Source organism: Micromonospora sp. RTGN7 (genome assembly GCF_033804645.1).
In the GTDB taxonomy this organism is placed as follows: Bacteria; Actinomycetota; Actinomycetes; order Mycobacteriales; family Micromonosporaceae; genus Micromonospora.
Window position 1 is genome coordinate 18,627 of sequence record NZ_JAPZLF010000002.1, and the last position, 12,259, is coordinate 30,885.

At 73.2% G+C, this 12,259-nt stretch carries 10 protein-coding genes; all 10 read left to right on the top strand.

The annotated features are described in order from the left end of the window. Positions 1-99 precede the first annotated feature (99 nt). The 10 genes from SNR22_RS03425 (at position 100) to SNR22_RS03470 (ending at position 12,244) form a co-directional block, all read left to right on the top strand. Positions 100-1,497 carry an FAD-binding oxidoreductase gene (locus tag SNR22_RS03425; RefSeq protein WP_320064966.1) on the top strand — a complete coding sequence of 466 codons (1,398 nt, stop codon included), beginning with the start codon at positions 100-102 and terminating at the stop codon, positions 1,495-1,497. Then, positions 1,494-2,840 (top strand): class I SAM-dependent methyltransferase, encoded by a 1,347-nt coding sequence (locus SNR22_RS03430; protein ID WP_320064967.1) that lies wholly within the window; start codon positions 1,494-1,496, stop codon positions 2,838-2,840. Before SNR22_RS03425 ends, SNR22_RS03430 begins: the two co-directional genes overlap by 4 nt. A 91-nt stretch (positions 2,841-2,931) precedes the next feature. Next, the gene (locus SNR22_RS03435) at positions 2,932-3,492 is read left to right on the top strand and encodes a helix-turn-helix domain-containing protein (protein WP_320064968.1); all 561 of its coding nucleotides are present in this window, start codon (positions 2,932-2,934) and stop codon (positions 3,490-3,492) included. Continuing rightward, the gene (locus SNR22_RS03440; RefSeq protein WP_320064969.1) at positions 3,485-4,345 is read left to right on the top strand and encodes an SRPBCC domain-containing protein; all 861 of its coding nucleotides are present in this window, start codon (positions 3,485-3,487) and stop codon (positions 4,343-4,345) included. Before SNR22_RS03435 ends, SNR22_RS03440 begins: the two co-directional genes overlap by 8 nt. Before the next feature lie 92 nt (positions 4,346-4,437). Then, complete coding sequence (locus tag SNR22_RS03445) at positions 4,438-4,671, top strand: zinc-ribbon domain-containing protein (protein ID WP_320064970.1); 234 nt, start codon at positions 4,438-4,440, stop codon at positions 4,669-4,671. A 266-nt stretch (positions 4,672-4,937) separates the two neighbouring features. Then, complete coding sequence (locus SNR22_RS03450; RefSeq protein ID WP_320064971.1) at positions 4,938-6,341, top strand: MFS transporter; 1,404 nt, start codon at positions 4,938-4,940, stop codon at positions 6,339-6,341. Next, positions 6,338-7,456, top strand: coding sequence for a hypothetical protein (locus tag SNR22_RS03455; protein ID WP_320064972.1), 1,119 nt, complete (start codon positions 6,338-6,340; stop codon positions 7,454-7,456). Before SNR22_RS03450 ends, SNR22_RS03455 begins: the two co-directional genes overlap by 4 nt. After that, positions 7,453-8,946 carry a hypothetical protein gene (locus tag SNR22_RS03460; protein ID WP_320064973.1) on the top strand — a complete coding sequence of 498 codons (1,494 nt, stop codon included), beginning with the start codon at positions 7,453-7,455 and terminating at the stop codon, positions 8,944-8,946. Before SNR22_RS03455 ends, SNR22_RS03460 begins: the two co-directional genes overlap by 4 nt. A 108-nt stretch (positions 8,947-9,054) precedes the next feature. Next, positions 9,055-11,436 carry a putative bifunctional diguanylate cyclase/phosphodiesterase gene (locus SNR22_RS03465; RefSeq protein WP_320064974.1) on the top strand — a complete coding sequence of 794 codons (2,382 nt, stop codon included), beginning with the start codon at positions 9,055-9,057 and terminating at the stop codon, positions 11,434-11,436. Positions 11,437-11,485: 49 nt separating this feature from the next. Next, positions 11,486-12,244, top strand: a complete 759-nt coding sequence (locus tag SNR22_RS03470; protein ID WP_320064975.1) for a MerR family transcriptional regulator — start codon at positions 11,486-11,488, stop codon at positions 12,242-12,244. Positions 12,245-12,259 lie beyond the last annotated feature (15 nt).

A 12,259-nucleotide genomic window follows, 5' to 3' on the forward strand; every position in this document is an offset into this window, starting at 1 on the left:
GGCCGCGAGAGCAGCCCGCATGCCGGCTACGACCCGCAGTGGCGTTTCGTGCAGGTGGACGTCCCACAGGATTATCCCCCGCGTGCGTAGAGTGATCTCATGTGTTCTGTCCGTGTGGATCATGGCGTTGACCACGACGGAGCGGTGGATCTGCTGCGGCGGTCGTACGCCGCAGTGCCCGCCGGCGAGACCGTGCGACTGGCCAAACGTACCTCGAACCTGTTTCGCCCGAGGGCGGCGCCGAACGCCCCTGGCCTGGACGTCAGCGGGCTCGGCGGGGTGATCGGGGTCGACCCGGCAGCTCGCACGGCCGACGTGCAGGGCATGTGCACCTACGAGCGGCTGGTCGACGCAACCCTGGCCCACGGGCTGATGCCGTTGGTGGTGCCGCAGCTACGCACCATCACCCTGGGCGGTGCGGTGACCGGGCTCGGCATCGAGTCGACCTCGTTCCGGCACGGCCTGCCGCACGAGTCGGTCCTGGAGATGGACGTGCTCACCGGCGCGGGCGAGGTCGTCACGGGCCGTCCGGACGGGAAGCACGCCGACCTTTTCGCGGCCTTTCCCAACTCACTGGGCAGCCTGGGGTACGCCACCCGGCTGCGCATCGAGCTGGCGCCGGTGCGGCGGTACGTGGCCCTGCGCAACGTCCGCTTCGCTGACCTGGGGGCGCTGACCGAGGCGATCGCTGAGGTCACCGCCAGCCGGTCCTGGGACGGCGAGCCGGTGGACGCGATGGACGGGGTGATGTTCAGCCCCGGTGAGGCGTACCTGGTGCTTGCGAACTTCACCGACACCGCTCCCCGGGTCAGCGGCTACACCGGCCAGGACATCTACTATCGCTCGCTGCGCCGGCTCACCCGCGACTGGCTGACCACCTACGACTACCTCTGGAGGTGGGACACCGACTGGTTCTGGTGCTCGGCGGCGTTCGGGGTGCAGAACCCGGTCCTGCGGCGGTTCTGGCCGGCCCGGTGGCGGCGTAGCGACGTCTACCACCGGCTTGTCCGGCTGGAGCACCGGCACCAGGTGGCGGCCCGGGTCGACCGGCTGCGCGGCCAGCCCGCCCGGGAGCGGGTGGTGCAGGACGTGGAGATCCCGTTGGAGGGTGCCGCCGACTTCCTGCGCTGGTTCGCCCGGGAGGTGCGGATGTCTCCGGTCTGGCTCTGCCCGCTGCGGCTGCGCGAGACCGCCGGCCCGGGGTCGGCCCGGGCCTGGCCGCTGTACCCCCTGGAGCCGGGGCACACCTACGTCAACATCGGCTTCTGGGGAACCGTGCCGATCGCCGAGGGCGCCGCCGACGGCGACGTCAACCGGCTGATCGAGCGCGCGGTGTCCGACGCGGGCGGCCACAAGTCGCTCTACTCGGACGCGTACTACGACCGCGAGGCGTTCGACCGGCTCTACGGCGGGAACACCTGGCGCGCGGTGAAGGACCGTTACGACCCGGACCACCGGCTCACCGGACTTTACGAGAAGGCGGTAGCACGAAGATGAGCCTGACCGAACGCGAACAGGGAACGGCGAGCGTCCCGTCCACCCCGCCAGCGGGGGGCCGGCGCCCGGTTCCGACCGTGGCCGACGTGGTCCGCGCCGTCACGGCCGGACCCCTGCCGGTGCGGATCACCGGGTACGACGGCAGCGCCGTCGGCCCGGCCGACGCCGGGTTCACCCTGAGTATCCGCTCCGAGCGGGGCCTGTCGTACCTGCTCACGGCCCCCGGCGACCTGGGGATGGCCCGGGCGTACGTCAGCGGCGACCTGACCCTGCACGGGGTCCACCTGGGCGACCCGTACGAGGCGTTGCGGGTGCTCAAGGACGAGCTGCGGCTGCGCCCGCCGGCGCTGGCCGACGGGCTGGCGTTGGTGCGCGGGCTGGGCTGGGAGCGGCTGCTGCTGCCGCCGCCGCCCCCGCCACAGGAGGCTGCGCCGCGCTGGAAACGGATGATGAACGGGCTGCGGCACTCCCGCTCCCGGGACAGCACCGTCATCTCGCACCACTACGACGTCTCGAACGCCTTCTACGAGAGGGTGCTCGGCCCCTCGATGACGTACACCTGCGCGGTGTTCCGGGACACCGACGACACGCTGGAGCAGGCCCAGGCCGCCAAGTACGACCTGGCCGCCGGGAAGCTCGCACTCAAGGCGGGAATGCGGCTGCTCGATGTCGGCTGCGGCTGGGGCGGCATGGTTCGGCATGCCGCTCGCGAGTACGGCGTGCAGGCCCTCGGGGTGACCCTGTCGAAGGCGCAGGCGCAGTGGGCGCAGGCGGCGATCGAGCGGGAGGGGTTGGCCGACCTGGCCGAGGTGCGGTATCTGGACTACCGGGACGCCCCGCGCGAGCACTTCGACGCGGTCTCCTCGATCGGCCTCACCGAGCACATCGGGGTGCGCAACTACCCGGACTACTTCCGCACGCTGCGGGACCGGTTGCGGCCCGGCGGCCGACTGCTCAACCACTGCATCACCAGGGCGCACAACCGGGCCCCGCACCGCTCCGGCGCGTTCATCGACCGGTATGTCTTTCCCGATGGTGAGCTGGCCGGCCCGGGGCGGTTGATCAGTGAGCTCCACGACGCCGGGCTGGAGGTGCACCACGAGGAGAACCTGCGTCAGCACTACGCGCTGACCCTGGCCGCTTGGTGCCGCAACCTGGTGACGCACTGGGACGAGTGTGTGGCCGAGGTCGGCGAGGGCACGGCCCGGGTGTGGGGCCTGTACATGGCCGGCTCGCGGATGGCGTTCGAGCGCAACGACATCCAGTTGCACCAGGTCCTGGCCACCCGCAACGGGCCGGCCGGGGTGAACGGGTATCCGCTGCGCCCTGACTGGACCGCCTGATCCACCGTTGACGAGAGGGGCGGCTGTCCCGGTCGCCCCTCTCGTCGACTCCATTGACAAACAGATTTTGTACGTACAAACTTATTTTGCCATGAGAGACGTCCTGTACCTCGAAGACATGTCGCAGGCCGAGAGCCTGCTCAAACCGCGGCGGATCGAGGTGCTGCGGCAACTCGCCGAGCCACGCACCTGCACCGAGGTCGCCACCCAGCTCGGCCAGACCCCCCAGCGGGTCTACTACCACGTCAAGCAGCTCGTCGCGGCCGGCCTGGCCGAGCAGGTGTCCGAGCGGCGGGTCCGTGGCATCAGCGAGGGCAGCTATCAGGCCGTCGCCCGGTCGTACTGGCTCTCGCCTCGGCTCGTCGGCCGGATCGGCGGGCTGCGTCGGGCCCGCGACGAGCTGAGCCTCGGCCACCTGCTCGACCTCATGGAGGAGGTCCAGGCCGACGTCGCCGCCCTGGACCGGGCGGCCCCCGAGCTGCCCTCGATCGGGGTCTCCGGGGAGATTCGGGTGCCGGCCGAGCGTCGGCAGGAGTTCCTCGCCGACCTGCGCACCACCCTGCAGGACCTGTTCACCCGCTACGGGGGCGCCGAGGGCGACGCCTTCAAGCTCGCCGTGGCCTGTTATCCCAAGGGAGAAGATCATGACTGAACCGATGACTCTGCGCGCCCGGCTCGCCGCGCCCGTCGAGGCCGTTCACCGGGCCCTCACCGACCCGGCCGAGCTGCGCGTCTGGCTGGCCGAGCACGCCGAGGTGGAACTGCCCCACCGGTACGCGTTCTGGGGGCGCTACACCCCCGAGGGCGACACCCCGCACCAGCGGCTGCTCCACGCCGACGAGCGGATACTGCGTTTCGGCTGGCTGCTCGACGGGGTGGAGACCACCACCGAGATCGCCCTCGCGCCGGAGGGAAAGTCGACGATCCTCACCCTGCGGCAGAGCCACTTCGACTTCGCCGAGGCGATCAGCGGCAGCACGATCCGGGGCGTGCTCCAGACGTACTGGTCCCTGGCGATCGCCAACCTGGCCGCCCGGCTGGAGGGGCGCGCGCTGCTGCCGCGCACCGACTTCACCTCCGCCGACCTGCGCGGGGAGCTGCTCATCGACGCCCCGAAGGACCGGGTGTACGAGTCGCTGATCGACTCGGCGCAGGCCAGTGCCTGGTTCGGGTATCCGATCGGCATCGAGCCCTGGGTCGGCGGCCGGTACGCCATGGGCGGCTTCGAGACCGGCTACGTGGCGAAGGTGGTCGACCTGGAGCCGGGCCGGCGGATGTCGGTCGACTGGGGCCCGACCGGCGTCAGCACCTGGGAGCTGGCCGAGTCCGACGGAAAGACCAAGCTCACCTTCGTGCAGAGCGGCTTCGACGAGCAGAACCCGCCGTACGGGGCGTGGAGCGGCTCGGTCGCCGGCCTCGGTGAACTGGTCCGCTTCCACGAGATGCCCGACTGGCAGCCGATCTGGCTCCCGGAGGAGCCGGCGACCGCCGACGCGCTCGGCTGAGCAGCGTCCGCCCGCCCGCCACGGCGACCAGTCGGGGCGGGCGGGCGGAAGTTCGAGGTGCAGGAGACCGGGCGAGTGGGTAATGCGGGGCGATGTTCTTCATATTCGGGCTCAGGACCAGGGTCGACCGCTCGGGCGTGGTGCAGCAGATGTGCCGCAACTGCGGCAACCATGCCGCCCAGGTGATCAGCCGGCGGTCCACGAAGTTCACCCTGTTCTTCATTCCGCTCATCCCGGTACGGACCCGCTACGTGCAGCAGTGCAGCTTCTGCGGCGCCCAGTACGACATCGCCAAGGCCGAGGCGCGACGCCTCCCGGTCGGCTGATCCACCGGTGGCCCGCTTTCTCTGCTGGCTGATCTGTCGCTGGCCCGTCCCCGTGCCCGAGGCCCCCGTCCACACCGCCGCCCGCCCGCCCTGCACTCCGGGCCGTCGCTCTCGGCGTCGCGCCCGCCGCCCGTTGGCCGGCACGGCGCTCCCGCGCTCGCCCTGGAACCGCTCCGCAGGCCGCTGACCTCGTTGCCTCCCCCCTGGAACCGCAGGCCGATCAGCAGCACCTACGCTGGGGCGGCCGCGAAGAAACGGGGAAAATCGTGCGCAACCATCCGACCGTCGTGCTGGTCGCCGTCCTGCTGTCCACAGTGTCGCTGCCCCTCTCGCTGACCGGCGCCTCGGTCGCGTTGCCGGACATCGGCCGCGACCTCGACGCCGGGCTGGCCGGGGTGCAGTGGGTGGTGAACGGCTACAACGCCACCTTCGCCAGCTTCATGCTCGCCACGGGCGCGCTCGCCGACCTGTTCGGCCGCCGTCGGGTCTTCGCCAGTGGGCTGGTGATCTTCGCGGTGGCCGGGCTGGCCGGCGCGGTCGCCGGGAACATCGTGCTGCTCGACGCCGCCCGGGTGCTCGCCGGCATCGGCGCTGCCGCCGCTGCGACCAGCGCCGCCGCCCTGCTGGCCGACGCGTTCCAGGGGCCGGCCCGGGCCCGTGCGTTCAGCCTCTTCGGCACGGCGATCGGTGTCGGCCTCGCGTTCGGCCCGTCGCTCGCCGGGCTGCTGATCGAGGCATTCGGTTGGCGGGCCGTCTTCGCCGCCCCGGCGTTGGCCGCCTGCGTGGTGCTTGCCCTGGTTCCGCTGCTGCCGGAGTCCCGGCCGGCGCGCGCCGGCCGGGTCGACTGGCCGGGCACCGTCACGTTCACCGCCGCTCTCCTACTGCTCATTTTCGGTTTCGTGCAGGGCCCCGAGTTCGGCTGGGCCGCTCCGGTGATCGTGGCCGCCTTCGTCGCGGCGGCGGCCCTGCTGGCGACCTTCGTCCGGGTGGAGCGCCGCCGTGCCGAGCCGATGTTCGACCTGGCCCTGCTGGCGAACCCCCGGTTCCTCGGCGTCTGCCTGGCGGCGGCCACCACCGTGGCGGTGCTGGTGCCGCTGCTGGTCTACCTGCCGTCGTACCTGACCACGGTGGTCGGGCTGAGTCCCGGCGCGGCCGGGGGCATGCTCATCCTGCTCACCGCACCCACCCTGGTGCTGCCGATGCTCAGTGGCGTGCTGACCCGGCTGGTGCCGGCCTCGGCGGTGATCGTGACGTCCGTGGCGGTGGTCGGGGTCGGGGCGGCCTGGGCCACCGTGCTCGCCCCGGACAGCGGTGCCGCGACCCTCGCGGGGCCGCTGCTGACCATCGGGGTGGGGATCGGCCTGTCGATCGGGTTGCTGGATGCGATCGCGGTCGGCAGCGTCGACCCGGGCCGGGCGGCCACCGGCGCTGGGATGATCAACACCGCCCGGCTGGCCAGCGAGACGATCGCCATCGCGGTGGTCGGCGCGGTGCTGGCCAGCACCACCGTCGGCCGGCTCGCCGATCCGGGTTTCACCTCCGGGCTGCGGGTCGTCCTCTGGACGATGGCCGGGGCGGCACTGGCCGCGGCCGGCGCGGTCGCCGTGCTGGTGCGGCACGGCGCGGCCCGCACCGCACCGGCGGAGACCGCCTATCGTGGCGTGTCGTGACGAGCACCGAAGAGCGACTGGCCGGGATCCGGGGCGATGGCCCACCCCGCCGGCACAACGCCCGGACGATCGCCGCGCTGACCGGCAACCCCGGCTGCGCCCGCCGAGCCGTGCTGGACAGCGCCGGGGTGGACAAACCGGGGCTGGCCGAGCGGGTCGGCTTCCCGTCCCGGTTCGGGCAGTCCCGGTTCGCGATCACCCGGGGCAACGTGTTCGAGGCGCAGGTCAAGGCCGACGGCGGTGCCGAGCTGCTGCGGTTGGTCGCCGAGCGGCTCGGCGTCGACCCGGACGGCCCGGCGACGTGGACCGACCTCGGCGCCGACGACCGGGCCGGCCAGCCCGGCCAGTCGGACCGGTCCGCCCGGTCCCGGGCCGCGCTGGCCGCCGCCGCGCCGACCGGCATGGGCGAACCGGCCGCCCTCTTCGATCACCCGCTGCTCGGCCTGGACGTGGCCGGCCAGCGGGTGCACCTGGAACCCGACCTGGTCGCTGCCCGGCTCGCCGGCCGGTTCCACGTCGTGGAGGTCAAGTCTTTCCCGGTGATCGACGGGCAGGCCGACCCGGGCAAGGTGGCCGCCGCCGCGATCCAGTCCGCCGTCTACGTGCTGGCCCTGCGTGAGCTGCTCGCCGCCGAGGGGCACGATCCGGAGCTGGTCTCCTCGGACGTGGTGCTGGTCTGCCCCCGCGACTTCGCCAACCAGCCGGTGGCCAGCCTCGTCGACGTGCGCCGACAACTGCTGGTGCTGCGCCGGCAGCTCGACCGGATGGCCCGCATCGACGACCTGCTGGTCCAGCTGCCGGCCGACTTCACCGCCGACCCGGTGGCCGACCCCGCCGAGCTGCGCCGGTCCCTGCTGTCGGTGCCGGCCCGCTATGCGCCCGACTGCCTGGCGGCCTGCGAGCTGGCGTACTTCTGCCGACACGCCACCCGCGCCGAGACGGCCACGCTGGGCCGGCCGGTCCGCGAGGCGCTCGGCGGGGTGGCGACCGTGGCCGAGGTCCTCGCGCTGGCCGCCGGGGAGCACGCCGGCGAGCCGGAGCAGGCGGAGGCCGCCGCGCTGCTGCGGGCTGCGGCCCGGCTGCGCGCCGACGCCCTGGCCGGGCAGCCCGGATGAGTACGCTGCGCGCGCTCGCGAAGGCGCAGGCGCTGGCCGCCGGGGTGGCCCAGCCGGTGGCCACCGTCCGGCACCTGCACCTGTCACCCCGGCCGCTGGTGCTGGTGCCGCTGGCCATGGCCGGTGAGGCGAACGCACCCCTCGCGGCGTTGGTCGGCACCGCTCCGGACGACGCCCGGCTGCTGATCGTGCCGCAGCCCCGCAACCGGGATCAGCGGTTCGCGTTCGCCGCCGAGCTGGCCGGGATCGTGCTGCCGTACCTGGACTCCTTCCGGGGGGTGTCCGAGGCCGTGCCGGTGGACCGGGGCCGCGACGTCCGGTACCGGTACGTCGACGCGCCGCAACTGCTGGTGCCGAACCCGGCGGGGGTGACGTTCCTGCGGCTCTTCGGCCGCTCCACCCGGTTCCGCCGCCCCGACGGCGACTACCCGGTGCACCCGGCGGTGCCGCTGCTCGGGCGCTGGCTGACGTTCTTCGCCGAGCGGGCCGAGCATCCCGGCTCGTCGGCGCTGGTCGCGATGACCGAGGCGCTGACCCTGCACTGGGCCACCGGGCAGAGCGCGGTGGAGGACCTGCACCTGCCGGCGGTGCTCGGCTGGCTCGACCCGCCGCCGGGGCTCGACGGCGCGCGGGCGGCGGCCCGGGCCGAGGACCCGTCGGTCTGCCCGCCCGCCGGTCCGGCCACCGACCCCGAGTTCGACAACAAGGTCCTCGCCCCGGCCGTCGCCGCGTACGGCGACGCGGCCGACGACGAGGCGGCCCGGCGGTTGGCGTACGCGGAGCTGGAGCGGGCGCTGCGCGGCCAGCTCGCGCCCACCTGGGAGCTGATGTGGCGCGGCGTGGGGCTGCTCGCCGCGCTGCCGCCCGGCGCGCGGGTCGAGGGGCGCTGGGCGGGCGACCGGGACGCCTTCACCGGGTACGCCGAGCACGTCGACGCCGGCGGCGGGCCGCAGCCGCGCCGCGACGGTGCGGTGGCCGCGGCAGCGCGCCTGCACCGGCTGGAGCGGGCCGGCACCTCGTACGCGGTGCAGCGCGCCTACGACGACCCCCTGGTGATGGCGGAGCACCGGCTGGCCGGGGAGGCGTTCGTCGGGGATGTGACGTTGGCCGACCCGAGGCGGGTGGACGACACGGGGAAGCGGCCGGTGCTGCGGCCCCGCATCCAGGTGGTCACCACCGAGGCGGTGGCGGTGCCGGTGGGCACGACGCTGTACTCGCTGACCCGGCCGGGACAGCGGGCGAAGGTGGTCTTCCTGACGCCGGCGGCCGACGGCAAGACCGAGGTGGTGTTGGAGCTCTCCGGCGGGATGGGCCGAGGGCTGACCGCCCCACCGGGCACCGTGCCGGAGGTGGGGGAGCGGCTCTGCCTCACCACCCTGTCGGAGGCGTTCCTGCCGGCGGCAACGTTCCCCGACCCGGCGGAGACCCCGTGGACCCACGGTGGCCCTCCGGCGGCGCCTCCACCTCCGCCGGGTACGTCGACAACGTGACCGTCCAGTAACCGATCCCGGGCCGGCGCGGTGGCTGCCGCCGCGCCGGCCCTACAATCCAGGCCAGCACCCGTCGTCGACCCGCGGCAGGCTCTGGCGGGTCGCCCGGTGGCTGGCTACTCTTTCGTCGTTCGCCGTCAACGACCGGTCCTCACCGTCGAGGTGCGCGAAGGAGAGGAAGCCGGAGCGACCACTGTGCTGCCCCACAACGCACGTCACGCCTGCACGATGCCCGCCGGGGCGTACCGGCCCGGCCGGGTTGGCTTTGTCGTGGTCTTGGCGATCCTGCTCACCGAGGCGGTCTGGCTGGTCGCCCGGCTCCCCGGCGCGGCCCTGGCCAGCGACTTCGGTGCGGTCGCCGTGGCGAGCTGGGCCTGCTTCGCCTGCCTGCGGGCCAGCCGCCGGCACCCGGCACCGCTGCGCCGGTTCTGGGCGCTGCTCGCGGTCACCGTGGGTCTCGCCGTGCTCGGCCGCGCACTGTGGACCGCGCAGCGGATCGCCGGCGACGCCCTGCCGCACACCCCGCTGATCGGGGCGCTGTTCACCCTCGGCATCATCACCGGCACCGCCGCGCTGCTCTGCTCCTTCGCCGCCCCGCGCAGCGTCGTCGGGCGGGCCCGGACGGTGCTGGACGGGGTCATCGTCGGGCTCGCCCTCATCCCGATCGGCTGGGTGGTGGTGTTCCGCGACCTCGCCACCGCCGACCTGGTCGGCCCGCTGCGCACCTTCGGGCTGCTCTACCCGATGCTCGACCTGATGCAGCTGACCATCCTCGTGGCGGTGGCCGGCCCGGCCCGGCCGATGTGGCGGCCACTCACCCTGATCGGGGGCAGCCTGATCATCCGGGCGGTCGCCGACGCCACGTACGTCTCCCTCTTCGCCCACGGCAGCTACGCCCCCGGTCATCCGATCGACGTCTGCTGGCCGCTGAGTTACCTGCTGATCGGCATCGCCAGCGGGTACCCGCTGCCCCCGGCCCTCGGCGACGCCGACGAGACCACCGAGTCGCCGCTGCCGCCCTGGTGGCGGGTCGCCCTGCCGTACCTGCCGGTGGGCGGGGCGATCGTCGCGGTCGTGCTGGCCCGCCGACCCACCGGGCAGACCCCGCACCTGGTCTTCGTCGGGATGATGGCGCTGCTCGGCGTCCTGGCGCTGCGACAGGGGCTGGCCGCCAACGAGAACCTGCGGCTGGTCGCCCGACTGCGCCGGCTCGCCTACACCGACCAGCTCACCGGCCTGCCGAACCGGCTGATGTTCACCCGCAGGCTGCGCCGGGCGCTGCGCGACGAGGCCACGGTCGCCGTGCTGCTGCTCGACCTGGACGGCTTCAAGCAGGTCAACGACCGGTTCGGGCACAGCGCCGGTGACAACCTGTTGACCAGTCTCGCCGGTCGGATGGCGCGGGTCGTGGCCGGCGACGGCAGCATCGCCCGGCTCGGCGGCGACGAGTTCGCCGTGCTCATCGACGGCGACCGGCAGATCCGCCCGGAGCTCGTGGCCGAGCGGCTGCTCGCCGCCCTGCGACCGTCCCCGGGCGAGGAGGACGTGGGCGTGCACCCCTCGGCCAGCATCGGCATCGCCGAGTACGGCCCGCAGCACGCCTCCCACACCGACCTGCTCCGCGACGCCGACATCGCCATGTACGCGGCCAAGGCGGGCGGCAAGTCCACGTACCGGATCTGCACGCCGACGCTGCGGGAGGCGGCGGTGGGCCGGGCCGAGCTGATCGCCGACCTGCGCCGCGCTGTCGACGAGAATCAGTTGCAGTTGGAGTACCAGCCGATCGTCGACCTGGTCACCGGCGAGGTGCGCAGCGCCGAGGCGCTGGTGCGCTGGCAGCACCCCCGGCTGGGGCTGCTCGCCCCGGCGAGGTTCCTGCCGCTGGCCGAGGAGACCGGGCTGATCCTGCCGATCGACCGGTGGGTGATCCATGAGGCGTGCCGGGCCGCCGCCACCTGGCGGGACCGGGCCCCGGAGGCGACCGTCGCGGTGAACATCGCCGCCGCCCACCTGCGCCGGGCGGACCTGATCGCCACCGTCACCGCGGCCACCGCCGGCGCCGGCCTGGCCCCCCGCGCGCTCACCCTGGAACTGACCGAGTCCGCGCTCATCGACGGCAGTGACACGGTGCTGGAGCGGCTGCACCAGCTCCGCGATCTGGGCATCCGGCTTGCCATCGACGACTTCGGCACCGGCTACTCGTCGCTGAGCTACCTGCACCAAATCCCCGCCACCGACCTGAAGATCGACCGGTCGTTCGTGGCCCGGCTCGGCGAGGACACCCGCGCGTACGCCACGGTGGAGATGGTTACCCGGTTGGCCGCGGCGTTCGATCTGACCGTGGTCGCCGAGGGGGTGGAGACCGACGCGCAGCACGCGGCGGTCACCGCGATCGGCTGCCTCCACGGTCAGGGCTGGCGGTACGGCCGTCCCGTCTCCCTCGCGGAACTCCGCGCCGCCCTCACCCCGGTGTCGCAGAATCAGGGTTGACCCTCACGCTGCGGCAGGCGGCAGTCTGGTTCCCGGAAGGGAGGGAACCATGGCATACACGGTGGGACGGGTGGCGAAGGCCGCCGGGGTGACGGTGCGGACGCTGCACCACTACGACGAGATCGGCCTGCTCTCTCCGAGCGGGCGTACCCCGGCCGGATACCGCCGCTACGACGAGGCGGACCTGGAGCGGCTCCAGCTCATCCGGTACTACCGCGAGCTGGGGTTCCCGCTGGAGGAGATCGCCGCGATCCTGGACGACCCGCACGTCGACCCGAAGGCGCATCTGCGTCGGCAGCACGAGCTGCTGACCGGGCGGATCGGGAAGCTCCGGGACATGGTGGCGGCGATCGAGCTTGCGTTGGAGGCGAGAAGGATGAGCATCAGACTGACCCCGGAGGAGCGGTTCGAGGTCTTCGGCGACGCCGACCCCGAGGCGTACGCCGAGGAGGCAGAGCGGCGGTGGGGCGACGGCGAGGCGTACCGGGAGTCGAGCCGGCGCACCGCGGGCTACTCGAAGGACGACTGGCTGCGCAACAAGACCGAGAACGAGGAGTGGGGGCGGCGGCTGGCCGCGTTGATGGCCTCCGGGTCCCCGGCTGACAGCCCGGAGGCCATGGCGCTGGCGGAGGAACACCGGCAGCTGATCAGCCGCTGGTTCTACGACTGCACGTACGAGATCCACACCGGGCTGGCCGACATGTACGTGACCGACGAGCGGTTCATCGCGTACTTCGAGAACATCGGCCCCGGGATGGCCACCTACGTCAGCGAGGCGATCCACGCCAACGCGATCACCCGGGCCTGACCGAGGCCCGCCCCG